24 protein-coding genes are annotated in these 23663 nt (G+C 40.2%); 2 read left to right on the top strand and 22 right to left on the bottom strand.

The features are described from left to right. Positions 1-3: 3 nt before the first annotated feature. From IGI42_RS12860 to IGI42_RS12850, 3 genes are all read right to left on the bottom strand, one after another. Complete coding sequence (locus IGI42_RS12860; protein ID WP_438716271.1) at positions 4-1194, bottom strand: AI-2E family transporter; 1191 nt, start codon at positions 1192-1194, stop codon at positions 4-6. A gap of 73 nt (positions 1195-1267) precedes the next feature. Next, complete coding sequence (locus tag IGI42_RS12855; protein WP_438716270.1) at positions 1268-1750, bottom strand: LURP-one-related/scramblase family protein; 483 nt, start codon at positions 1748-1750, stop codon at positions 1268-1270. After that, positions 1747-2637: an SPFH domain-containing protein gene (locus IGI42_RS12850; protein ID WP_438716269.1), complete on the bottom strand. Its 891-nt coding sequence runs from the start codon at positions 2635-2637 to the stop codon at positions 1747-1749. The genes IGI42_RS12855 and IGI42_RS12850 overlap by 4 nt, the downstream gene beginning before the upstream one ends. A 180-nt stretch (positions 2638-2817) precedes the next feature. Here IGI42_RS12850 and IGI42_RS12845 point away from each other — a divergent pair, with 180 nt between their 5' ends. After that, entirely contained in the window at positions 2818-3948 is a 1131-nt protein-coding gene (locus IGI42_RS12845) for an AI-2E family transporter (RefSeq protein ID WP_438716268.1), read from the top strand. A 71-nt stretch (positions 3949-4019) separates the two neighbouring features. Here IGI42_RS12845 and IGI42_RS12840 read toward each other — a convergent pair whose 3' ends face one another. Next, complete coding sequence (locus IGI42_RS12840) at positions 4020-4520, bottom strand: hypothetical protein (protein ID WP_438716267.1); 501 nt, start codon at positions 4518-4520, stop codon at positions 4020-4022. 371 nt (positions 4521-4891) lie between these two features. Here IGI42_RS12840 and IGI42_RS12835 point away from each other — a divergent pair, with 371 nt between their 5' ends. Further along, complete coding sequence (locus IGI42_RS12835) at positions 4892-5539, top strand: hypothetical protein (protein WP_438716266.1); 648 nt, start codon at positions 4892-4894, stop codon at positions 5537-5539. Positions 5540-5584: 45 nt separating this feature from the next. Here the strand turns inward: IGI42_RS12835 and IGI42_RS12830 are convergent, their stop codons facing one another. From IGI42_RS12830 to IGI42_RS12745, 18 genes are all read right to left on the bottom strand, one after another. Then, positions 5585-6364, bottom strand: a complete 780-nt coding sequence (locus IGI42_RS12830; RefSeq protein WP_438716265.1) for a peptidoglycan amidohydrolase family protein — start codon at positions 6362-6364, stop codon at positions 5585-5587. Beyond that, positions 6364-6696, bottom strand: a complete 333-nt coding sequence (locus tag IGI42_RS12825) for a phage holin, LLH family (protein ID WP_438716264.1) — start codon at positions 6694-6696, stop codon at positions 6364-6366. The genes IGI42_RS12830 and IGI42_RS12825 overlap by 1 nt, the downstream gene beginning before the upstream one ends. Positions 6697-6712: 16 nt before the next feature. Next, complete coding sequence (locus IGI42_RS12820; RefSeq protein WP_438716263.1) at positions 6713-7243, bottom strand: phage holin family protein; 531 nt, start codon at positions 7241-7243, stop codon at positions 6713-6715. 39 nt (positions 7244-7282) lie between these two features. Then, complete coding sequence (locus IGI42_RS12815; protein ID WP_438716262.1) at positions 7283-7444, bottom strand: hypothetical protein; 162 nt, start codon at positions 7442-7444, stop codon at positions 7283-7285. Between the two features lies 1 nt (position 7445). After that, positions 7446-7898 (bottom strand): hypothetical protein, encoded by a 453-nt coding sequence (locus IGI42_RS12810; protein WP_438716261.1) that lies wholly within the window; start codon positions 7896-7898, stop codon positions 7446-7448. Next, complete coding sequence (locus IGI42_RS12805) at positions 7899-11186, bottom strand: BppU family phage baseplate upper protein (protein ID WP_438716260.1); 3288 nt, start codon at positions 11184-11186, stop codon at positions 7899-7901. Positions 11187-11197: 11 nt separating this feature from the next. Continuing rightward, positions 11198-11425: a hypothetical protein gene (locus IGI42_RS12800; RefSeq protein ID WP_438716259.1), complete on the bottom strand. Its 228-nt coding sequence runs from the start codon at positions 11423-11425 to the stop codon at positions 11198-11200. Positions 11426-11464: 39 nt separating this feature from the next. Beyond that, positions 11465-11884, bottom strand: a complete 420-nt coding sequence (locus IGI42_RS12795) for a DUF1617 family protein (RefSeq protein ID WP_438716258.1) — start codon at positions 11882-11884, stop codon at positions 11465-11467. Between the two features lie 18 nt (positions 11885-11902). Beyond that, a complete protein-coding gene (locus IGI42_RS12790) occupies positions 11903-15652 on the bottom strand; it encodes a gp58-like family protein (RefSeq protein ID WP_438716257.1) in 3750 nt (1249 codons plus the stop codon). A gap of 8 nt (positions 15653-15660) precedes the next feature. Beyond that, a complete protein-coding gene (locus IGI42_RS12785; protein ID WP_438716256.1) occupies positions 15661-16020 on the bottom strand; it encodes a DUF6711 family protein in 360 nt (119 codons plus the stop codon). An 11-nt stretch (positions 16021-16031) separates the two neighbouring features. Then, positions 16032-20849, bottom strand: a complete 4818-nt coding sequence (locus IGI42_RS12780) for a hypothetical protein (protein WP_438716255.1) — start codon at positions 20847-20849, stop codon at positions 16032-16034. A gap of 3 nt (positions 20850-20852) precedes the next feature. Then, a complete protein-coding gene (locus IGI42_RS12775; RefSeq protein WP_438716254.1) occupies positions 20853-21224 on the bottom strand; it encodes a hypothetical protein in 372 nt (123 codons plus the stop codon). 35 nt (positions 21225-21259) lie between these two features. Then, positions 21260-21631 carry a DUF6096 family protein gene (locus tag IGI42_RS12770; protein ID WP_438716253.1) on the bottom strand — a complete coding sequence of 124 codons (372 nt, stop codon included), beginning with the start codon at positions 21629-21631 and terminating at the stop codon, positions 21260-21262. Between the two features lie 75 nt (positions 21632-21706). Beyond that, positions 21707-22162, bottom strand: coding sequence for a phage tail tube protein (locus tag IGI42_RS12765; RefSeq protein ID WP_438716252.1), 456 nt, complete (start codon positions 22160-22162; stop codon positions 21707-21709). Between the two features lie 18 nt (positions 22163-22180). Next, positions 22181-22549, bottom strand: a complete 369-nt coding sequence (locus tag IGI42_RS12760) for a hypothetical protein (protein WP_438716251.1) — start codon at positions 22547-22549, stop codon at positions 22181-22183. Further along, a complete protein-coding gene (locus IGI42_RS12755; RefSeq protein ID WP_438716250.1) occupies positions 22539-23084 on the bottom strand; it encodes an HK97 gp10 family phage protein in 546 nt (181 codons plus the stop codon). The genes IGI42_RS12760 and IGI42_RS12755 overlap by 11 nt, the downstream gene beginning before the upstream one ends. 2 nt (positions 23085-23086) lie before the next feature. Then, positions 23087-23425, bottom strand: coding sequence for a hypothetical protein (locus IGI42_RS12750; RefSeq protein ID WP_438716249.1), 339 nt, complete (start codon positions 23423-23425; stop codon positions 23087-23089). 15 nt (positions 23426-23440) lie between these two features. Then, the gene (locus IGI42_RS12745) at positions 23441-23662 is read right to left on the bottom strand and encodes a hypothetical protein (RefSeq protein ID WP_438716248.1); all 222 of its coding nucleotides are present in this window, start codon (positions 23660-23662) and stop codon (positions 23441-23443) included. Position 23663 lies beyond the last annotated feature (1 nt).

Below are 23663 nucleotides of genomic sequence, written 5' to 3'. Positions count from 1 at the left end.
TGCTTATTCATTGATATATTCATCTTGCGAAAACTCTGTATCCTCATAGTCACCTTCGTCTTTGCCATAAAAACGATTGTAACGTTGTTTGAATTTTCGGAATAAAAAGACGCCAAAGGCTTTAATGATGGCATAAATCGGCACACCGAAAACCAGTCCGAATAGACCGAACAAATTACCCATCACTAATAAAACAAGTACGATCGTTACTGGGTGAACCCGCAATTGTTCACCTAATACTTTTGGTTCAATTACATTGCCATTTAACACTTGTTCCACAATCCAGACAACGATCAATGCCAACAGCATTTGGAAAGATTCCAGTAAGGCGATAACGGCGCACGGAACAAAAGCAATAAATGGTCCAATATAAGGGACAAATGACGTGATTGTTACCAAGACTGCTAGCGGCATCGCATACGGCATGCCGATAATTAGAAAACCGACAAAGACAATCGCGCCATTGGCTAGTGCAACGATAAATTGCCCTTTCAAATAATTTCCCACTTGAATATCCAAAATTCCTCCTAGCTCATTGGCATCCTCACGAAATTTCGGCGGCATCAACTTTAAGAAATAGTGTTTGAACTTTCTTACATCTTTTAATAGGAAGAAAGCAATGATTGGCGCCGTCAGCATAATCACAAAAAAACCGCTGATAGTAGAAAAGATGTTTCCTACAAAATACTGAATATCCCCAAATGATTCCGACAAGGTGACAATTACCTGCGCTACAACATCTTCTAAAGAACCAAAAATATCTTGAACCGGTTCTTCAAACATTGTGCCAGCTACAAAATTTTGGACAGTTGCTTCAAAGTTAGCTAGGTGTTGCGGAAAATCATTGATTAAGCTAGCCGTTTGACTGTAGAGCTTGGGTACCGCCCAGACACCAAAGGTTGCGATTAGTAAGATTAGTATCAAACCAATGCCGATAATCGTATAAATGCGTTTTATGCCTTTTTTCTCAAAGTAACTCACGATCGGTTCCAATAAGTAATAAAAAATTAGTGCCAACAAAACGGGGGCAAAAATCGTCCCTAAAATAATACCTAGTGGTTCAAAGATAAAGCGTACCAAATAAAAAATAAAAATCAGAGCTCCTAACAACACCCCAGCAATTAAAGTGAAAATTAGGTTGCGGCCGCCGATAAATTCAATCCAGCGGGTATTTTTTGTCGAAGGTCGTTCCATTTCATCAAATCCTTTTTCTTTTATTGTAACGAAACAATGACCATCCCACAAAAAAAAGGCCTGTAACTAGGCCTTAACTGCTGGAGCTTTCATCGGCTTTTACCCGATCGATGGCAATCACTAACGAAATGATCAGATGCTCATAAGTCTCATCCAAAACGGCGACTTCATACGTATCGCCCCAAGAAACCCAGCGTTTATTAATATCGGCAATTCTTCGTCCATTTTTTTCAACCATAAAATCCATATCCCACCAATTGCCTTCGACACTCACGCCCTCAGCCTCGATGGAGTAACGTGCTTTCAAGAAGGTTAACTGCTTGGATATCTCAATCATCTCTTGGCCGTCAATTTCTACAAAGAACTTTGGCAACAAACTAATCGTCTTTTTGGTAATTTTGCTGATCACTTGTCCTTGCTCATCTTCAACCCGGAAGGTTTTCGGCAGTTGCATAAAACTGCCTTCGACAGAATATCGAGGGTTTTCATATTCATCCGTTACGGTGAATTTTTCACCAATGCTGAATACTTTTTGTTTGATGTACAGCTTTCTCATTTGCCGCCTCCTGTCCGAGAATTATCACTCATATCACCAGTATTGATTACTGGTTGGGTCCCTTTATCGGTAATAATAGAAACTAGTAAATTATTAATTAATTGGACTTTACGGTCATCAGTAAATTGGATATCTTGTCCATCCTCAATTTGTTCCAAGGCCATCTGAGTCATCGTGACTGCGCCTTCGACGATTGTTTGACGGGCTGAAAGGATCGCACGGGCTTGTTGCCTTTGCAACATGGCATTGGCAATTTCGGTTGCGTAAGCTAAATGGTTCAAGCGTGTCTCGATAACCTCTACCCCGGCAATGGCTAAGCGCTCTTGTAGTTCTTTTGCCATTTCTTCAGAAACTTTGGTCGTATTGCCTCGCAACGTTAAATCGTCCTCGTTAAAGGTATCGTAAGGATACTGAGAAGCAATGTGTCGTACAGCAGTCTCACTTTGAATCTCCACGAAGTCCAAGTAATAGTCCACATCAAATAGTGCTCGTGCTGTGTCCACAACTTTGTAAACGACCACAGCCGAAATTTCAATCGGATTTCCATCCGAATCATTCACCTTCAACAACGAACTGTTAAAGTTGCGGACCTTCATGGATATTTTGATTTTTTGGGTCAGTGGCATCGTAACAAACAAGCCGTTTTCTTTAATTGTACCCACGTATTTCCCGAAAAATAGAACTGCTTTGGCTTGATTGGGACTAACAATCGTTAATGAACTGATGAATAAAAAGGAAATCCCCCACAAAATTACTGCTAATACAATCAGTCCAATACTGTCATTGGCACTTCCTAATAATACAAACCAAATGCCTGCAATAATCATTAGAACCAAGATAAGCAAAGCTAAATATCCATTGACGTAAAATGCTTTTTTCTCTTTCACTAGTGACACCTCCAAAGGTTTTCTTTCAGTGTACTCCTATGTGTTAGCAGATTCAATAAGGAACTCATCTGGCAAAGCCTTCGAAAAACTTCGTGAATTTTTTCCTTAAATTCTGAAAAAAAGATTTTTTCGCTGACCAATAAATGATAAGATGAAGCCATCATGTAAAAGGAGGCTCTTATGCTGTCACGTTTCAAACACTCGAAGCTGTTTTTTTGGACAGCCGAAATCGTGTTAACGATTATCGGGATTTATTTTGTTTTGCAAATGCCCAATATTTTTGAGCCAGTCTTGGGTATGCTCTCAGCGGTGGTACTGCCTTTGTTGGTCGCAGGATTTCTTTATTATATGTTCGACCCGATCGTTGTCTTTTTAGAAAAACGCGGGGTTCCTCGTGTATTTGGCTTTTTAATTTCTTTTGTCGTCATTGCCTTTATCATTGTTTTAGTGGTAATGAATGTGGTTCCTCAAGTAATTGAACAAGCAGTTCAATTAACTCAAAACTTGCCCTTGTATGCAGAGGAAACAGGGAAATGGCTCACCGAGCTAGCGCAACGAGAAGAATTTAGAAACTTCAACTTAGAGGAACAACTTGCTTCCGCCAACATCACCATCAACAACCTGATCAATTTAGCGATTGTCAGTGTTACTTCCAGTTTGTCACGAATTGTCGGAGTTGCGATGCAATTTTTCGTCCTACTGTTTACGGTACCGTTTATTCTGGTTTTCATGTTTAAAGATGGTCACAAGTTTCTGGATGCTATTTCCCAGTTTTTCCCCTTAACGATTCGTAAAGAACTACGGCAAACGGTGCGGGAGTTAAATGAAACGTTGTCTGCTTATATTAGCAGTACAGTATTGGATGCATTTATTATCGGTACGTTGAGTTTTATTGCTATGACTATTTTTAAACAGCCTTATAGTTTATTATTGGCTCTGTTTTGTGGCGTAACGAATATTATCCCTTATGTGGGACCTTTTATTGGTGCGGTACCAGCAGTTATTGTAGGCTTCTTTATCTCCCCTTTACAAGCTTTGTATATGGGCCTTTCGATTTTAGTCATTCAGCAATTAGATGGCAACTTAATCAAACCCTTGCTGTTTGGTAAATCATTAAACGTCCATCCGTTAACGATCATCTTAGTTTTGATTGGTGCCGGTAGTGTTGCCGGCATTTTAGGAATGCTGATCTGCATTCCAGTCTATGCTGTAATCAAGACATTAATTATTAATATCCACAAGATTTATCATATCCGTCGTGAGAGTCAACTACTTAAAGACGATACTGAGCCACCTTCTAAATTGTTATAGGGCGTCTTAGAAAAATAAATAGGTAACAAAGAAACCCATGAAATCATAATGATCTCATGGGTTTCTTTGGATTAAAAACTACCGTAACAGTCTTTTGAAATAATTTGTCCGGAGTCTTTTTCATAGCGGATATAAACCGAGACGTAATCACCATCTTCTAAATCTTTTTCCCAAGTTGCTTCTACAATTGATGGTTCGGTAGATGTGCTTTTGTTGGTATAAGTTCTTGCAGGCGGTCCGACAGATTCTACTAATTCTGAATATAAATCTCCATCAGAATAGGTTTCCATTGACGTATCATTTTCTTCATCAAATTCTACATTGCTAGTTGCCACTTGGATATCTTCATAAATCGTGCGGTCCCAGTCGCCCACTTCATCGATGTAGTCTAATGCTTCCTCTTCTTCCCAGTTTACCTCTTCCTCGTAATCATAGGAAACCATTGAACTAGCATTAAACAAATCCTTCTCGGAAATGGCTACTGCTAAAATAATCAATAGAATCCCTAGTATGATACTTAACTGCGGGTTTCTTCCTGACCAGGTCTTTTTCTTGGGAGTTATCTTCTTCATGGTATGAGTCGCCCCTTTACTTTTCACTAAGCTGCTTTCTTCAACTTCATGATAGTATAAGCAAAGCACTGAATGCAATGATTTTTTCGAAAAAAAAACAGGCCTCTGCCTGTTGTAAGATTTTCTATTTTATTCAGACACATGCCGGATCCTGCTTAAATATGCCGCTTTGACGTGTGTCCTTGTATATTGTGATAAAACAAGGCTTTTTGCAACACGGTATTCTTGATTTTATGGGTAACCTTGTACAATATTGTAGATGATTTGCCCCTTTTTCGCCCCTTTTAGAGTTGGCAAAACGACTTTCTCTTTTTCTATCTTAGCCTGTAATGGTACAATATAAGGAAACAGTTAGAAAGAAGGTATGAAAAATGAAAAAGTTAATAAGTGTGGGTATTTTATTAAGTAGTTGTTTGATTTTAGGTGCTTGTGGTGGAGATGACACTGGTACAGGAGATTCTAACGGACAGGCAAACATAAGTAATACGAATCAGGTAAATACGCAAGAGGAAGATAATTCGCTTTTATCTAATCACGAAAACTTCAAAAAATTGGCTGTCAACAATGGGGCAACCGATGCTAAGGTACTTGACGAAAAAACTTATAACGTGGAATGGTCTGACAACACTTGGTCTGGTGTTACTATAAGTGCTAATGAAGTCACTATCTTGAAATTATCTGATTATAGCGATTACTCCGATAATCAATATGAGGGTTTCATAATCGTACATTTCAACATTGATAACGCTGAAAGAGATACAAGTTTATACCCTGAGCAAGCTACTTTAGTCACTAATACCGGAGAACAAACTGAGGGCAAGTATGACTTGGATCATTTCGGTGGCGATCTTCTACAAGGTAGTAAAGTTAATGGTTATGCTGCTTACCCTTTAAACACGTTAGAGAGTGTTGATAGCATCAATCAAATCAGAATGAAGTTTAATGGTACTTATATGACAGATGACTATCTTGACGAAAATTCAAATCATGAATATGACATCACTATTGATCTTCAATAGCGCTACTATTAAAGCCCCCACGCAAGTGAGGGCTATTTTTATGTCTTAAATCTTGTTCTCATTCAATCGGCGTTGCATTTCTTTCACACAATCTGATACGGAACTGATTTCTCCGTCTTGAATCGTACCCATGCGAGCTTGCAACGCTCGACAGGTAGCTGGTCCGAAATTGCCGTCCTGTGCTACTGCAAGCTTGGCTTGCAATGCACGGATCACGTTAGAGCCGCCTGTGCCGAATTGAGCTGATGGAATATTCTTATTCGCTCTATTCCGGATTTGACCGCTGATGACCCCGTCTTTACCGGCGGTGTCTAGCACCTCCTGCAATCGCCTTGTCGTAGCTGGTCCCCAGCTTCCGTCTATCGCTAACAATAGTTGTTGTGACTGAGAAACACCCCCGGACGGCTGACTACCTGCAGCAATGATTCGATAAAAGTGATGTTGCAGTCTGGTGCCCATATAGGCATCATTCGAATCTACGCTAATACCATTTCGAGAGTAATTGCAGTGAATGAACCGTTTATTGTCTAAAAAGATTCCAGTGTGTCCACCGCTACCCAAACTTTGCCCAGGCGTTCCAGCTACGAAAATATCACCTCTTCGACATTCACTGCGACTGATTTTTTTAAGAATTGTACCATTCAATCCAAACAACGTTTCGGTTGATCCGGGATAACTAAAACTGTAAAAACCTCCAGCTGCCATTGCATAAGAAACTGCACTAGAACAGTCATAGGAATTAGGTCCAGTTCGCCTTGCCATGCTGTAAGTGACTTTTCCCTGCCTGTCAGTCATCCACTTAATCATATTTTCAATACTAGCCATTACAATTCCTCCTTAGTCGCTTCCTTAGCTGCTTCCTTCATCGTTTTGACTGCTGCTTCAATCAACATTTCCAATTCTGCTTCAGTGTATTTAATGTTTTTCTTGTTCAGATAATCAATTAGCTGAGTTTTAGCTTTTTGAAACTTTACAGGTCCACCTGCCAATTGGTACATTTGTTGAGCAGCTTTAACTACAACGTCTGCGTATTGTTGCTTATTTCGTAAATCCGTCCAGATTAGTTCTTTATTTACGAATCTAATCCCGTTGACTACTAACCAAAAAACACCAGCTAAAAAGCCAGCAGTTAGGTATTGCACAATAATATCTTGCATAAGAATTACTCCTTTCTTATCTCACATTGTTTTCCTGATCATCCGCATCCGCTACGTTGGTTGGAAAATATTTATCTTTCTTAGCCTCAATTTCATCCTGCAACCAGTTTAGTAGCCACATCGGAAATTTATCACCCCAACCTAGTACAACCACATTGGCCAACAAGCTATAGAAATTGTGATAAATGAATGCAAAAGTGAACAGACAAAATATCACTGACCCTGAACCGAAGAGATAGTCAAATCCATAAGCGATCATACAAATCATCACGATTACAAAATCACGAATTGCTGAATCAATCATTATCCCACTTTCCTTGCGTTTTGCTGTTGATGCCCTCGCCAATCGGTGACCGACTATCCACTCTAAAACAAAAATAGCGAGTAAGATTGCCATCAATACACCATGTTGAATTCCTAGTTCTTTAGCAGTCACCCATTGCGGTATAGCTAATGACAAGCCTCCTCCTGCTGCACCCATAATCCAACTTCCATCTGAACACATCTTTGACAATTGACTTTTTAACAACTCTAAAATATCTAACATATATGCACCCTCTTCTACATAAAATAAAAGACCACTCAATTATGAGTGATCTTCGGCTGCCGCTTTTTCATCTTGTAATTTGTTCCATTCTTGTTGCACTTTCTTTCGCCAGATAATCGAGACTTTCGTTTTGATGTACTTCTCAGCTTCAGCGGCGGTCATGTTTTCTCGTGTCATGATTGTTAAGTAATAATTGACCATACTATTTCACCTCAATTGGATCACTTGGTATTTCAGGATCGACCGGATCAGCATCAACGGGTTCCCCTGGTGTTTCAGGATCGACTACTTCAGGGTCGGTCACTTCAGGATCGGCAGGGATTGGTTCTTCAGGAATAGGTTCTTCAGGACCCCCTTCTTCTGGCGGCATATCCTCGCTGTAGACCTTCTCAGCCAATTGACCAACGAACATAGCAAGTTCTTCAAAGCCAGCTTGTTGTGCTTCATACAGCTCCACTGGGACAACTTGCTCGGTAATGTATTCATCTTTATTCCAGTCAAAACCTTTGATAATAATGTTATCCGCTAACGGTGGTTCCTTCTCAGTGAATGGGCGGACTACAATTTTTTCTTTGGGGAATAAAATAGGAACCCTATAATGAGACGAATCGGGTTCCCAAGCTTTTTTATATTCTTCTAGGTTTATAGTTTCCATCTATTTTCCTCCTTCAATGATATTTACTCTGTCGATTGTTTCATTCAGCAATGTGTTAATACTTGCCAGTCGGGTTTCGATAATGTCTGAAAGCTTTAAATTGATTGTATATTCTAAACTAACATAGTCAATATACATTTTAGAAACCGTAATCCCATCCGCACCATCGGTATAGGTAGCAATATATATACACCCATCTTTTGATATAGCTCGCTCTACGTCAATATTTTGGGAGATTTCTTGGTTAACATCTGATTCGTGATACGGTCGCTCTTCTGAGTAATCACTATCATCAATTTGGTAAGCGATGTTTAGTTTACTTCCTAAATAGGAATTACCACGACCAAGTACAGTATGATTACAATTGGAAATTATTTTTCTTGCAACATCAATTTGTTTTTCGAGAGTATCTGCGCCTGATGCAGTGAACAATCCTTCGTAGCGTCGTTTAATATCTTCAACGATATTCCATTTCACAAAAAGCATAGGAAAATAATTCGCACGCCCTGAAACAGAACTTGTCGTTCGTTCTTTACCATCAACTGACATGAGTGAGTCATAGTCGTCTTGAAAATTATCGTGAACGGGGAATTGAGGCAATATTAGCCTACTACCATGTTCAATGAGCATCACATTAGGATTTTCTACTATGCTGCCCCTTACTTTTCCTATAAAGTCCATTTTCGCATTCTGAGTAATGCCACTTCCAACAAAATCAGAAATAGGAGTTTTAGCTGCTTCCGCTGCAATTTCTTCGACCACTATTCTCCCATCAATTTCCAATTCAATTTTCAGTGATATATCTCTAACTTCCACCCATGCGGGGGTTATACCATCAGATGCTGCACCATCATGCGCTGTAACACTAGATTCATTGGATACACACTTAAGATTAACAATCCCATTATCTCTAATTAGCTGAGTTCTATTAGCACTATCATTTCTATCATAACTAACTTGTACTGTTGTAATGTCAGCAGAAGATTGAGAAGGAGCAAAACCGATTGCTCTATCACTTACATTATAAATATAATATAACGCAATATTTTGCAATTCTTTGCTTGCTATTCCAATACCTTGACCTCTAAATGCTGATTTAATAGAGATTTTTTGAACAATATCTTTATATTTCTGAACTTTTTCAACTAGTGTCATGCCCACAAACAAGTATGGATACCGCTTTTCTAACTCAGATATCACATTGAAATCAAATTGAATCTCAGCACCACGACCGACAATGGTAGTTTCCGCTCGGACAACACCTAGCGGATCAGCAAGCGCTGCGTATTGGTCAGTATTGCAAGGAATCATGCCCTTGTTGATTACTGTTAGACCAGAGTCGACTTGTGAGGGTGTCCAGTCGTCCATTACTGCTACCGAACCTTTAATTAATTTAACCTTATGGACAATATACTCAACGTCTTGTGTATAAAAAATTAAACTAGGCGTATTCACAGAATTACCGGTGTACTCAAATATTGCAGTGTATTTCCCGTCCGCTGGTGCGGTAAATGCTTTATCCATACTAGCACTGAAATAGTCCCCAAAATATATTTTACTTCCTGCTTTCATTGTCACTGTAACTAATGAACCGTACTTTTGACCTACCTCATGTATCGTTTGTCTAGAGTACAATCTTGAATTGACCGGATTACTCGTGTCTGTACTACTAACTTTTATTCCGTCTGAAATTGAAGAGTCTATATTCAGATTTGACTCACTTTGAATAACCCAACGAGTCTTCAAAGTGACTAAATTGTTGAACAGTGAAAAGTCGGAACCATCTAGTAAATTAGGCTGACCGTGAACAACGCCGTAATCTTCTGTAGCGTTAATATGCTTCTCCGTTGGTGTACTCCCTTTTACAAGCGTAGCCCATTCAAATCGACATCCTCCAACTCGATCCATATCGTAAGCACCGAATATAAATCCCTGACCCTGATCCACATCAGATGGAATACTGAAAGTGATACTGAGTGTTTGTAGTTCACTTCCCTTAAAATCTAAAGACTGTGTATACGTATAAATGGTTGGGTTCTGAATGTACACTCTCATTCTCGAAGTGCTTGTACCAGATCCACGAACGGTCAAAGTGTACTCAGTGTCTCTTTCCAAACTAGTAAAATTAGTTTTTAAATCAACAACTGATCTAAAATTACAAAAACCATATTGACCCTCCGATGAAGTGACTGCTACATTTGATTGGTACAAAAGATTGACATCAGAAAAAAGCGGTGAGTCTTTCACATAAATACTACCCGTCCCTTGATCACCATCCACATCTAGCTGCTCACTATAAAGAACCGGTCTAGTACCTGATACAGTATCTAACACGTTGACACTAGTTTCCTGCTTAGTGAAAACTTCCGACTTGTTGTAAACATTGCTTTCTTCAAATATTTTATTGACCTTGGCTACGTCTGCCGCTAATCCTGCCTGAATTTCTTGAATAGTCTTTGCTTTTTGATCTAAAGAAGACGTATCCGTCTTGAGAGTAGAGACGCGTCCTTCTAGACTTGTTGTCTCAGCTTTAAGCTCCGTGGATCGCTTCGTTAAATCGGTAACCGTGACATCTAATGCATTAACGTTTTTCTTTGTAGTATCGTAGGCAGCACTGACATCTTTGCTTTTAGTATCAAGTGCAGATAAGTCATTGTTCAACTGAGTTGCTTTTGCTTCCAGTAAAGGAACATCTTTCTTTAGTTGAGTGACGGTTGTCTGAAGAGTACCAAAGTCGATACCTAGTCGAGCTGCGGTATCCGTCAGTTGCTTGTATTGAGTTTCTTTAGACTTAACAAAGTCATCGAAAGTTTTAGTTTTCTTGTCTTCGAACTCTTTCCAGTCTGAATTAAACTTGTTGATTAATGCGTTCAGTATAGAAATGTAAGACTGTGCTTCTTCCCACGTAATGTCGACATTTTGAACAACGTTGATAATAAAGTTCTCTGTTGTCGCTCTTCGTTCATCTTTTTCAAAAGAAAAATAAGCCGTATGATATTGATCTAAAACAGAAAAGACTTTGTTGGAGAAGGTATATTTGAATTTGCCTTCCTTTAAATTAACAATTTCTACGTTGTCAGCATCGACCACCACTGTGTCCGCTCTGGTTGTACCTTCAAATCGTATAGTGTATCCTGTCAGATCGAAAGGTTTGTCGTTTTCTAAAGTTGAGACAATAACCCCAGTTAAAAGGTGATCTCCTAACCGGCCTGTAACGAGCTGATTTAGATTTTTAGAAGCTGCTTTGTCGATATCAAGGGAGAAGCTTTGATAATTTTCCTCTGCCATTAATGCACCTCCTAGTTATTTGCCAGCATTGAGTCCTCGATCTCACGTACTTGCTTAGTAAATTCGTCAATGTCACTTCGGCATTCCTCTTTATTTTCGTTGTATAATTGCCGATTGTTAATTTGTTGTGAAATACTAGCAGGTCCTTCCTGGTCCGCACTAAGAGTTGCACTCATATAAACCACCCGCTGTTCGTCAATCATGGATTCACCTGAGATAGATTTACTAATTTTTAGCATTGTTTTTCCTCCGTTTCAAAAAATTAAAGAGGACGCCAATTATTCGACATCCTCTTGGCTATTATTTTCAAATTCATCTAGCAGACGATCATAGATTTCCGCATCTGCTCCCGATAGCTCACCATCATATTCATTTAAAATACGTGGTATTTCCTCGAAATTTTTGGTGAACATGCCTGATTCGATAGTTACCTGTTCATTGAATAACTTCAACTGCTCTTTAGATATTTTAGCAACCAGTATTGTGTCTTCGTTAACCTCTTTTTTTACTACGCCATTTTCATCTAAAGCATCGAACTCTTCTAATAATAGTTTTTCAGAGGCGGATAAGGCATCTGCAGCACCTGCTAATTGTTTTACAAACTTACTTCGATGACGGCTGTCTGCCGGCTTTAGTGTTAATGATTGCAAAAACTCGATAGCGGGGTTAATTTCAATATTTTTTAAAGTGATTTTCACTTGTTTCAATCCTTTCTATTACGGTCGATGCCAAGCATCTTCAATTTCTTTGTTTGATAACCCTGCTTCAACAAGGCGCTCATTTTCATATCCTCTGCGCTTAGCTTTCAATTCCCATGCAAAACGTGCAAGTGGCATGTCTGATTTAATCAGGAATTTATCAGGTTTAAAATCTGCCACCCAGAACCGAGCATCATCATAGGCTTGTAAAAATACTTCATATGCAATATCAGTATTGACTGTATCACTGAACAGTTGTTCAACAGGAATCCAGACCTCACAATCCTCTCTGGTGTAGTTTCTACCAATATCTCCTAAATAGGATTCAGTCGTTTCATAAGCCGGTGTCGCTCTAACTCCATCTCTTGTGGGATGAATAGCATTTTTTGTGCCCGTGACTCTAAAATTGTTGTAGACAGTCAAATATGTGCTGTCTGAATTTAAGTATGCAGAAAGTCCGTGATAGAATCTTATGCTTCCGCTACCACTAACTGATGTTTCAAATTGAATATCTCCTGATCTTGCAATATAAACTCTAAATTGATCCTTCTGCAAGTTTAATCCGAATGAATCCGTCAAAGATGAGCCAGCTACCATAGGTGCACTATACGTAGCAGAAAAACCACTTGTACTATAACTCAAAGTTCCTCTTTGCATTACCTGTGAACCAGTTCCATATTTCTCCCATAAGGCAACGCTAAAACTTGATGTATCTACTAAAGCACCTCTAATTCCATATTGATTAGCTCCGATATACGCATAGATTGCATCTGTAATATTAATGTTATATCCATCTTCTGGACGTACTTTGTAAGCGTAGAATCCATAGTCATTAACTGCAGTATATAAACCCGATCTTCTGTGAAATAACATTTCGCTACTATCTAGATTGAGTGTTAAGTAAGGAGATTCGATTCCTCCTTTTTTCAAAACAATCTGTCCAGTTGTTAAGTCCCAAAAGCTATTCCCATTTGATGAGCGAATGGTGAGTCCTGTTATTTCACCAGCAGTTAGGTTGTTAGCATTTAAGTTAATTACATTTATTAAAGCAGCGTTTAGTGTAGAGCCAACAGTTAGCTTGTTAGCTTCTAACGAGTCTATTGCAGCGCTTTTTATAGCTGCATTTTCAATGTATGTCTGTCCGGTAATTTGCACTTTGTTACCGGCTATCAAGATACTTTCGGAGCTAACATTGATCTGATTGATAATGTCGCCTTTTTTTACTGCAAGATTGATATCGTTTTGCAAAACGTGTATCGAGTTTTTATTACCCTCAACATCACTAACAACTAAAGATATTTGATCAGACAGTACAGTCAACTGCGCCTTATCTGCCTTATCATCAACAGTGAGCTGGATCGAATCTACTCTTTGACTCAAGTTTGAGAATTGGAGAGTGTCCACTTTACCAAGGACATCTTCCTGTAGAACGGCTATAGTACTGTTAAGTCCGCTGTAGTTGCTTTCCAATGTGCCTATTTTAGACGTGTGACCTTCAACTTTAGTATTCAACACAGAAAAATTTCCAGCTATCGTTGACACTTCAGTTTCGATAGAAGTAACTTTTCCACTTATAGTATCCACATTGGATTGACTAGCCTTTAGTTTTATTTCACTTTCGTTCTGAGTTAGACGGGTCTCATGACTGTCAACTTTTCCATTTATCGTATCAACGCTCAATTGACTTGCTTTGAGTTGTATTTCCTTCTCATTCTGAATCAGTCGTGTTTCATGAGTGTTGACAGTACCCTCTATTTTATCAACAGTAGTTTGACTAGCTTTTGTAGAAATTTCTTTCGCATTTTGACTGATCTGCGTTTCATGTGTGTTCACCTTGCCGGTGAGCGTATTCACGCTTGTTTGGCTCGCTTTTGTGGCAATTTCTTTAGCATTCTGACTAATCTTTGTCTCATGCGTATCCACTTTTCCGCTGATTGTATCAACGTCTTTGATACTTGCTTTTGTAGCAATCTCCGCTGCGTTTTGACTAATCAACGTTTCGTGCGTGTTCACTTTGCCAGTCACAGTATCTACACTCGTCTGGCTTGCCTTCGTTGCGATCTCTTTAGCATTTTGACTAATTAATGTGCCTTGATTCGTTACAGTACCTTCAAGCTTGTTAAACGTAGCCTGTTCGATCTTTGACGAAAGAGCACCATCTATACGGGTAATTTCTGTTGTCAGTTTACTATCGACACCTGAAATATCCTCTAAAGCTTTTTTTGCGTCTTCTAAAGCTGCATTACCCGTTACCTGCGCTTGCTTAGCATCTTCTAGAGCTGCATTTCCAGTCTCTTGCGCTTTTTTTGCATCTTCCAACGCTGCATTCGCTGAGTCCTGTGCTTGTTTTGCGTTCCCTGCTGCTTGCTCGCCGATTTTTCTTGCATCTTCAGCAGCTTGCGCAGAATTATCAGCTCTTGCTACAGCATCCTCAGCGATCACCCTTACGTTGTTAGCATCCGAAATTGCCTTTTCAGCTTCCTTTTTCGCTTCATCAATTTTATTGATTAACTCTTTACTTGGCTCGGTAGACAGTTTTAGTACCCAGTTGGAGATATCCTCACCCGTTTCCTCATATATCCACATCTCGATATAAGGGCCGTTGGGTTTGAACCAAATATCTCCCTCGATAGGGTTCGAAGGTTCCGCAGCACCGTGGAATATCCTGTTTACTCCATTAGCAGCTATCTGTTCTTCAAGGAATTGAATGACTTGATTAATACTCCCGCGGTATTTATATGTTGAAGAAGAGCCCGAAGTCGTTTGCGCAGATGACTTCATTTTCAAACCGCCATTGTAGTCAAAAGACATTAACAACTGCGGTACATGAAAACGCCGTTCCTCAGTGTCAGTGATCGAAATCCAGTCACCCACTTCAAGTTGAGGATTACCTCTCCATTGCATTTCAAAAGGTATAAAACTAATCGGACTCACTTTACGCCAAATCTCATCCAGTAGAGATTGAGTCATGACGGGATTGTTTAGTTCGACAACATTGCCTACTGTTGCTCCAGCCGTGAATACTTTCTCTTCTGAGTTATCAGTTCGTCTTGCTTTGACACGGATGCCATCTGTCGAATACGGCTTCTCCTTTACCTCTAGACCTTTTAATAGATAATCAGAGTCCGTAATCTCGTAATTGGTAGTTAACAGATTCCTAATTTCAAACTTACCCTCACGATTGAAATGGGCAAATCCTGAATGAAACTGTGCAATATAACCAATCGCTTCACGACAAGTAACACCCTCTATCTTGTCGATTTTCTGTTCTGATAATCTTGAGAAATTCACTTCATCAACTTCGATACCTGCTTGGTTACAAATCTCTAAAGCAACTCTGCGCATCTCAGCAGGATAACTGAGTTTCGAGTCGTATGGTTTTTCCATGTAGAGGAAACCATCAGATAATTCGATTGTAGTTTCTAAACTATTTCGATTTCTATAAAAGTCTTCAATATAAAATTTACCCATTGAGACATATTGAAGTTGTTCATTAGGTTCTTCCCAATGATCAACTTCAATACCTAAGTAAACTTTGACTTCTTGATCGTAGTCGATCGACTCTAGAATACTATCAAACACAATTTTTGCCGAGTTACTGTAAGTAGAGCCAACTAAAAACGACGAGCCAGACAAGATGCCTAGATCTCCACTGATCTTTTTGATTTTCCTCTCTGAATAAACCGCTCCGTTTATTTCAACTTTTGCATGTATCTTCCGTGTATCTGTTCGCATTGCTGCCGTGAACTCTTCTGTAGTTTTTAACATGCGTTCACCTACTTCTCAATGAAATTGACTTTTAAGCCATTCCATTCGTATCTAGAAAATTCTTTATTCCAAGAAAAAGCTGGGGCAGTGCGGTCGCCCGGATAGAATGTCCGAGTTTGCATGCCACCAGATTTGGCATCAGGATAAGTACATTGGAAGAAAACTTGAGTGGTTGGCTCAATAATTCGAGATATTTCCCCACTGCTTAAGGGCCCCCATTCGATTTCAAGCTTTACTTTCTCAGTAATTTTATCTCTGTTCATGTCACCATTGGCTGTACGGCTTGATTCACCATCAACATCCATTAAGCTCCATTGAAAACTTTTTGGAGTGGTGACAGTCACTCCATTAATTTGCAAATAACTCATTCACTCACTCCTTAATATATCAATTCAATTCTTCCTGTTTTCTTGTGATACTTGTTTATTCCTTTAACAGTAACCTCACCTAATCTAGTGCTATCCACTTGAAGTACGACCTCTAGGGTAGTATCCTCATTGCGGTTACTACCATCATTGACATTAAGAACACTAACTAGCTGCATAACAGCCTCCGTAACCTTGTTGCCGATTGTGCTTGCCATTTGATTCCCGAGTTCGGATAAGTCGGCTCCTTTGAAACTTGCCAACGATCCCCCTCTGTTTCCTCCTCCAATATTTGAAGTAGAAGAAGATTCTGCTGACCTGAACACTTCTGGCATTGTCAATTCAGGAACACCATCCATGCCCATGAAATCAAATGCATCATTCATTAACTCTAACGCCCGTGCAGGTTGGGTTAACGGAAGAATCATTTCAGCTTTATTTCCTTCAGCGCCCTCAAAGAATCCGTGTTGGTTGATCAACCCACCGTTTTCAAAACCGGTGAATTGGTTGATCATATCGACAACCATATTTACGACTGCATTTTTAGCTGTTCTAACAAATCCTTTTGCAATTGAAAACATTGGGTCTGTCATTCCTGATAAATTAACAAACTTTGAGATAGCTTCATTAACTAGGTTTGACGGATTTGAGATAATTCCCCAAATGCCTCCCAGATCATCCATATCGAATCCCCCAGAGAAAAACTTTTTGAACGTGCTGAATATTCCACCCGCATAATGAGGTACCGCATCTCCAGGTAGTACTTGAGTCCCTCTTGGCAGATCAACAAGCATGTTTTTCTTGCGTGGGAACATACCTAACTGTCCATTAGGCAGTCTAAACATTTCCTGCCAGCGATTGCCTGGTCCATCATTGACTAATGCTGGACCTCCTGGGTGATAGTCTGTCCCTTTGGCGTAATATGGGACTTGCCAAGGGCTTATGCTCCAACCGGAGTTTACAGCACCAAGAACCCAGTTAATACCGCCAATAACATTGTTGACAGCCGAAGCGATTGGTTGGGCTATTGAATTAGCAATTCTACTAATAGCATTACCAATTGAACTGACGCCATTTCTTAGACCTTCACCAATTTTTCTTGGTAGATCTGACGCCCAACTTCCAATTTTACTGAAAACATCAGAAGCTGTATTTTTTAGTGAATTTAGTTTTTCGGACACACCGCTCTGTAAACTGGAGAAGGCTGATACTGCTCCAGTTTTAGCTCTGTCAGCTCCCTTTCTCACAGCGTCGGCTGCGCTAGACATTTTGCTGCTTGCTGCTGATTTGACTTGCTCAAATTTACTTGCTGTGTTAGTTCTAAGTGTTTCCCAGCTCGAAGTAGCCCAATCTTTTGCATTCCCTGCTTTTTGTCTGACAGTGTTAGCGATAGACGTACCTTTTTCAACTGCTGTTTTCGCCATTTCTACGTTTGCTTTCACAAAAACATCTTTCATAGTTGTGAACTTTTCAGATGCCCAATCCTTCGCATTCCCTGCTTTTTCACTAACAGTGCTTGCGATTTCGCTGAATTTATCACTTACGTTCTGAGAAATTTCACTCGCTTTCTCAGAGACAGTAGCCTTCATTCCTTCCCATTTTTCAGACACGGTAGACTTAATATTTTCCCATTTCTCGGATGTGAAAGTTTTAATAGCTTCCCATTTTTCACCAAGCCAATCTGCTAGTTGTCCTGCTTTTTCCTTAATTGTGTCCCAATTTTTATACAGGAGAACTCCAATCGCAATAACTGCGGTAATTGCTATAACGACGAGTCCTAATGGACTTGTCAAGAAAGCGAATGCTGCTCCTAATGCTGTTGTGACTGTTGTTGCGATTCCTGCTACACCGTTCCACGCTATAGTAGCAGCTGTTAGAGCACCTTGAGCGATAGCATCAGCAGTTTTTGCAGCCGTTAATGCAATAAACTGAGCAGCTTGCTTTCCTAGTTGCAATGTAGTTACTGTTAAGTTTTTAATAAAGTCTCCTGCATAAAGAGCCATCAGAGCAAGCGTTTCTACCTTATCCGCAACTTTAGCAGCCAATAAAGCTGCATACTGTGCAATCTGTTTTCCAATCGCAACAGTTGAAGCTGCTATGGATTTAACGAAGTCTCCCGCATATAGTGCTTTGATCGCCATCGTTTCGACTTTATCTGCAATCTTTGCCACAGTTCCTGCAGTAATTGCAGTAGTAATCTTTTGCAACGCACCGACTACACCACCGCTCATTTGTATGAATGCTAGTAATTCAGTAGCTTTCCACGCTGCGAAGAAGGCTAAGACAATGCCAGTCATTGTCGCAACAACAGTTTGGTTTTTCCCAATCCAATTACCTATCGCAGTTAGTGCCTTGCCGATGCTTTCGAGTATTGAAACGATTGCTCCACCTGTCCAGGATGCAATTGGTTGCAAGAAACTATCCCAAAGCCAAGCAAACATCGGCTTGAAACCTTCAATTAAGCCGTTAAGGAGATCTATCGCTCCTGCCAGTGCTTTTAAGAAAGCTGGTATTAAATCCTGAATCGTGTACGAAGCTAGTGGTAATAATACATTCTTATAGAACCATTCAAGCCCTGCACCAATGTTTTGCGTTAGTGGCTCGATTGATTTTAGTAGATTGTCAATTGACAGTAATAGCGGTGTAAAGTCGACCGTTCTAGCCCACTCTGCTGTCGCTTTTGTGATACTGTTTAGGCTACTGAGGACACTCTCAATAATCCGTAAAATCGTCTTAAAGATTGATTCTCCGATTGCTCCCTGCTTCCAAGCTTCTGTAAATCGATCTGCGAGGTTTGCGACTGTTCTGTTTATATTCGTAAAAATCTCTAGAATGTTTCCTGCGATTCTTTGTCCCAAACCGTCATCATTCCAAGCTGCACGAAAGGCTACAGCAATTTCATGCAGCATTTGAAGAATTGAGTTAAACATATCAAAGATGGATTGAATCAGTGCTGTGCCTCGACACCCATCTTCCCAAGCACGCTTAAATGCCCCAGCTATATCTCCAACGATACTGAGGACATCTGCCAGCAGTATGAGCAGATTCTCGACAAATCGTTGACCTGTGCCGTTCGTCCACACTTCCATGAACGAGCGACCGATACCTTGAATCAATCCGATAACTTCACGAAGAGCGTATTTCCAAGCATCGATGACTTTTTGACCTTGAGCGTCCCAAGCAGCCTTAATCGGATCGAATAACTTCGACATAATTTCTTTGAACTTGTTGGCAAAATTGGTTAACCACGCTGGAATCTCAGGTTCGGCGCCTGACCAATCCAGACCTCCAGGAGTAGTTGGTTCATCTAGCGAATCCACACTATCATCATCGGTATCAAATTTTAGTGTGTTGATCTCATCAAATCCCATTAGGACTTGCTGGAGCTTCTTCACTTTATCTTTCGCTTTTTCGGAAGACTTACCAGTTTCTTTCATTGCATCAATATTGGACTGCAGTCCCTCAGCACCAGCTTTTGCTGCTGCGTAGTTTGTTCCAAATATCGTTGCAATAAAACTAGCAAGATACCCTGTAAGCTTAGCGATTCCTGCCATGAGCGTATTGATTGCCGGCATTACTGCTGTATAGATCGGATAAAATGCAGTAAGTAAATTTACTTTTATCTGATTTAGTGAACTAGCAAACTGCTCGTTGGTCTTCATCGCAGACCATAGCCCACCTACAAGTTTCATTATTCCTTGATACAAGAATGAAAAAATGAACAGCTGTGACCATAGCATCTTCATTGTTCGACCAAACCCACCCATCGAATTTGACATTCGATTAGCGCCACTTGAAACCTGTTTAGATTGCCTGCTAAATATAGATCCCATCTTGTTTGAAGAATTCCCAGCACTGCTAAAAGTACCTTTTAGTCTCGATAAAATGCCCTGAGTATTCTTGCTTTGTCCTGCTAGGTTTTTCATGCCATTAGTGGCCATTGCTGATTTAGTAGCTGTTGTTCCGAGTTCAGTATTTAATCCTGACAATGCAACTTTTAAAGCGTCAGACCGATCATCCATTGTCCCGAGTTGCTGCATGAGTTTGTCATTTTCAGCAATGAGCTTCTGCATCTTAGCTTCTATTTTGGCAATTTCACCTGATGTTTTGGTGGAGGACTTAGTATCCTCATATCCTTTTGTCTCCCAACCATTCTTGCCAAAGCTACCTTTTTCAATCTGCTGATTACGCATCTGTTCATTTAAGGACTTCACCTTTGAACGCATTCGTTCTATTTGAGCTTCGTTCTGTTGCATCTGCGTTTCGCCAGTTTTTATTGATTTTGGAATCGCATCATATTCAGATTTCAGTTTCCGCACAATAGCCTGCGCATCACTTTGTGCCCTGTTCATCTGAATTTGCGCATTAGCTATTTTCTCGTCAATCTTACTAACTGCTTTTCCATCACCAGATACAGCAGCTCCGTTACGGTCACCTTGGAGGTTAGCGATTTTCTGTTGAGCGGCTCGAGCCTGTTGCATTTTCAAATTAGCTTTGTCAACTGCCGTTTGAACATCTTGAGATATTTTAACTGTACCTTTCGACACTCCTTTAGCTAAAGAAGCTCCCGTTTTCTTGCCAGAATCTTCAGCAGCCTGTTCCATACGAGAAAGAGTCTTTTCCATAGTAGCCGTCATTTTCTCAACATTCTTATTAAACTTTTCCATGCCTGTGCTGGAGGATAAGTCTTTTTCAATTGAGTCGGTCCCCTTTCCAGTGATCGAAGACAACTTATTCATGGTGTTCTCCATCTTGGAAAGAAACGGAGCCATTTTTTCTTCAATCCGCTCAATGTTGGCATCAAAGATTATTTCAAGAGTTTCTAATTCCATCGACTATCCCCCTTCCTGCTTTCTGGCATTTGTTCTTTTGATTGCTGCGGCAATTTGCATCATGTTTGCTTGCTCACGCATCCATTTACGATCTTCAGCTGAGATTTCTTGTTGCGTCACTTCACTACCGTCAAGTGTTTCATTAGCTTTTGTCTCAGATTCCAACCCGTAAAATTCATCAAGCCCTGGCATTTTCTTAGGATCATTGAAAGAAAAGGCATTGAGTTGGGCTAGTTTATAGTCCATGATTGCTTTCTCTTTCATGTCACGCTCACGGACTTTCTGATTAGCGGTAGCTTGAACAATGATCTCTTCGTAACTAAGTGACCAGTATTTGTCCGCAGGGATACCAGCCTCAACAGCAGGTTGATACATAGCTTCTAATAAATCGGAAAGTGTTGAATAGCTTTCTAAACTAGAGTCTTGTCGTCCGTTGCTTCCTCTGAGGTCAGCTTGGAATCTTCCGTTTCTGTCTTGTCGAAAAAACCTGCTTTTTCCATTAGTTCTTGGATTTTCTCAAACAACTGCATCATAGTGCCGCCACCCTCAACGAATTCATCATAGAACTTCATCATGTCTGCCTGCTTTACATTGGCTGTAGTAGTTGAAGCATGAATGATTGTAAGCATTTCACCCAGTTTAGGGATCTTGAATCCGCCATTAGAGGTCATCATGATTGAGAAAAGAGATTTGTTTAATCGTTTTTCAATTTCAACAGTTGCATTTGCATCCAGTTTTAAAGTAAGTTTCTTGCTACCTAGTTCTAATTCCATTGGTTTCATAATGTTAATTCCTCCTAGTTTTATACATAAAGTGAAAAAGAAGACTAGGTTTCCCTAGCCTTCTTCAATAATCTATTAAACGGTTGGTACAAAGTCTGGACCTTCAGAAACCACGATTGATAAAGTGAAGGCCAAAGCTCCGTTTACTTCTGCCCCGCCCATCTTAACTGTTGGTTTGCCCTTGAAGGTGAACTTCGATCCATCAGGGAAAGCTAGTTCCCAATCAACTGAAGTGTCGTTTGATTGAAGTGTTTCAAGTGCTCCAAATACTGCAGAATCATATAACACACCGAACTCCAGCGTATCAACATCTTGTAAACCAGAAACATACCGCTTCTTGCTGTCAGACAAATCGGTGACTTCGACTTGTTCAGGATCTCCACCGACCTCTGGGGTGCTTTGCAATCCTTTCACGTCTGTGTAAGTAGATCCTCCGCCTGCTTTGTAACCTAGCTTAGTACCTTTTGATAACAATCCACGTTCTCCGGCAAACATCTGTAAATCCATAGAGAATAATTTATTATCCTTCATTTGCTTAATCCCTCATTTCTAATGTGTTACCAGCAACGTCTCGTTATTGACGGTGCCAGTGAATTTTAATTGTATGCGAAAAAGACCAGTGACATTGTTATCACCAGCCTCTTCGTTTTTGAATCCTAATTTTTTCATTCGCTTGATTACCTCTTCTGCTAAATCACCTACAGGATTTCTATTGTCGTACACGTCAATACTGATAATCCATTGAGTGTAGACTTCTTCCATCGACAAATCTTGATTTGTTGCTTTAGATTTAGTCGAGTAAATAGCGCATGGAAACTCTTTCCATTCAGCAGGAATCGTAGAACGTACTTTTTTTAAACCCGATATACCTTTAAGCGTTGCGACGATCTCGGGCTTAATGTTGTACCTAGTTGCCAAGCTCTCTCAGCCCCTTTCGTACATGATCCTGATAAATACTCGGGACATCTTCCAGTACCTCTTTGAGCGAAGGATACAGCCAAGGGCGCGCTGGTTGTCCGCTAGTCATATAGAACTCCTGCTCTTGAATTTTGATCTTTGGAATTCCATAAACAGCATTGAGATCAACTGCCACCTGGTTAACAGGAATAAACCACTTTTCTTGCGAGTAAGTTGGGTACACATCTGGTGGCAAATCCTTTTTAGATGCTTCGCCGACTGGACCTGTACCGAACTCTCTAAAGATTGCATGAGCTTTGTCAGACCAGACACGACCAACAATATTTCCGCTTCCGTCAACAACTACTTCCTGTTTAACAGATCCAGCTAGCTCGCCAGATCCGTGTGTTGTTGATGACTGGATCTTGCTAGCACCTCTAGCAGCTATCTCTTCAACAATGTCGAATGTAGCATCCCAAGTAGCATCAGCCATGATTTTAGACGTAGCTTTGATCTTTCGCTTGAGACTATCCCAACCCTTAATTTCAACTCCCATGGTTATCCCAACCTTTCCAGTGTGACATTAAGGTGTTGGGAAAAGGTTTGGATAGCTACAATTTTGAAGTCAGGTTCGGAGTCTTTATCAGCAAAGACACATACACCATCGCCTTCGTTCTTACCTTCAGCCAGAATGTTGCCTTGATACTTGCAGGCTTTCATGTATGGTAGTCGTTCGCCGTAGATCTCAGCAGCAACTTTCCCGCCAGCTGACTGTACATTCATTTTGAATTGAGTACGAGCTTTTGAGTAAACATGAATAGAATTACCTTCATCGTCTGTTTTGACGATTCGCTTTTTAAGATAACAAGTCCGTAAGTCCTGCTCTCTTAGTCGCATAAAAAAGCCACCTTTCTATTTTTTAGAATCAGCAGCTAATTTGTCTAAAATTTCAGCTTTAGTTTGAATTTTCTCAATACATGCACCACCTGAGTTATTGTCAGCGCTAGTTAGCCTCTTGATGCGTTCGGGTGAAGGCTTCTCCTTTGAATCTTTGTGAGGATACTCCTGTCCTTTTTTGTACACGTGTCCTTCATCCTCGGAATCAGCAAACGTTCGGATTACTTTATAAGCCATT

This window comes from Enterococcus sp. AZ109 (assembly GCF_051714625.1).
Taxonomy (GTDB): Bacteria; Bacillota; Bacilli; order Lactobacillales; family Enterococcaceae; genus Enterococcus_A.
The sequence above is the reverse complement of the archived record's forward strand: the minus strand, read 5'-3'. Positions and strand labels throughout refer to the sequence as shown.

What these genes read in the sequence shown, in the direction of transcription:
- IGI42_RS12750 (WP_438716249.1), bottom strand. Translation starts at nt 23,425, where the DNA reads ATGCGACTAAGAGAGCAGGACTTACGGACTTGTTATCTTAAAAAGCGA.
- IGI42_RS12800 (WP_438716259.1), bottom strand. Translation starts at nt 11,425, where the DNA reads ATGCTAAAAATTAGTAAATCTATCTCAGGTGAATCCATGATTGACGAA.
- IGI42_RS12770 (WP_438716253.1), bottom strand. Translation starts at nt 21,631, where the DNA reads ATGAAACCAATGGAATTAGAACTAGGTAGCAAGAAACTTACTTTAAAA.
- IGI42_RS12855 (WP_438716270.1), bottom strand. Translation starts at nt 1,750, where the DNA reads ATGAGAAAGCTGTACATCAAACAAAAAGTATTCAGCATTGGTGAAAAA.
- IGI42_RS12775 (WP_438716254.1), bottom strand. Translation starts at nt 21,224, where the DNA reads ATGTATCAACCTGCTGTTGAGGCTGGTATCCCTGCGGACAAATACTGG.
- IGI42_RS12755 (WP_438716250.1), bottom strand. Translation starts at nt 23,084, where the DNA reads ATGGGAGTTGAAATTAAGGGTTGGGATAGTCTCAAGCGAAAGATCAAA.
- IGI42_RS12830 (WP_438716265.1), bottom strand. Translation starts at nt 6,364, where the DNA reads ATGGCTAGTATTGAAAATATGATTAAGTGGATGACTGACAGGCAGGGA.
- IGI42_RS12815 (WP_438716262.1), bottom strand. Translation starts at nt 7,444, where the DNA reads ATGGTCAATTATTACTTAACAATCATGACACGAGAAAACATGACCGCC.
- IGI42_RS12790 (WP_438716257.1), bottom strand. Translation starts at nt 15,652, where the DNA reads ATGTTAAAAACTACAGAAGAGTTCACGGCAGCAATGCGAACAGATACA.
- IGI42_RS12835 (WP_438716266.1), top strand. Translation starts at nt 4,892, where the DNA reads ATGAAAAAGTTAATAAGTGTGGGTATTTTATTAAGTAGTTGTTTGATT.
- IGI42_RS12805 (WP_438716260.1), bottom strand. Translation starts at nt 11,186, where the DNA reads ATGGCAGAGGAAAATTATCAAAGCTTCTCCCTTGATATCGACAAAGCA.
- IGI42_RS12860 (WP_438716271.1), bottom strand. Translation starts at nt 1,194, where the DNA reads ATGGAACGACCTTCGACAAAAAATACCCGCTGGATTGAATTTATCGGC.
- IGI42_RS12825 (WP_438716264.1), bottom strand. Translation starts at nt 6,696, where the DNA reads ATGCAAGATATTATTGTGCAATACCTAACTGCTGGCTTTTTAGCTGGT.
- IGI42_RS12780 (WP_438716255.1), bottom strand. Translation starts at nt 20,849, where the DNA reads ATGGAATTAGAAACTCTTGAAATAATCTTTGATGCCAACATTGAGCGG.
- IGI42_RS12810 (WP_438716261.1), bottom strand. Translation starts at nt 7,898, where the DNA reads ATGGAAACTATAAACCTAGAAGAATATAAAAAAGCTTGGGAACCCGAT.
- IGI42_RS12745 (WP_438716248.1), bottom strand. Translation starts at nt 23,662, where the DNA reads ATGGCTTATAAAGTAATCCGAACGTTTGCTGATTCCGAGGATGAAGGA.
- IGI42_RS12765 (WP_438716252.1), bottom strand. Translation starts at nt 22,162, where the DNA reads ATGAAGGATAATAAATTATTCTCTATGGATTTACAGATGTTTGCCGGA.
- IGI42_RS12840 (WP_438716267.1), bottom strand. Translation starts at nt 4,520, where the DNA reads ATGAAGAAGATAACTCCCAAGAAAAAGACCTGGTCAGGAAGAAACCCG.
- IGI42_RS12785 (WP_438716256.1), bottom strand. Translation starts at nt 16,020, where the DNA reads ATGAGTTATTTGCAAATTAATGGAGTGACTGTCACCACTCCAAAAAGT.
- IGI42_RS12845 (WP_438716268.1), top strand. Translation starts at nt 2,818, where the DNA reads ATGCTGTCACGTTTCAAACACTCGAAGCTGTTTTTTTGGACAGCCGAA.
- IGI42_RS12820 (WP_438716263.1), bottom strand. Translation starts at nt 7,243, where the DNA reads ATGTTAGATATTTTAGAGTTGTTAAAAAGTCAATTGTCAAAGATGTGT.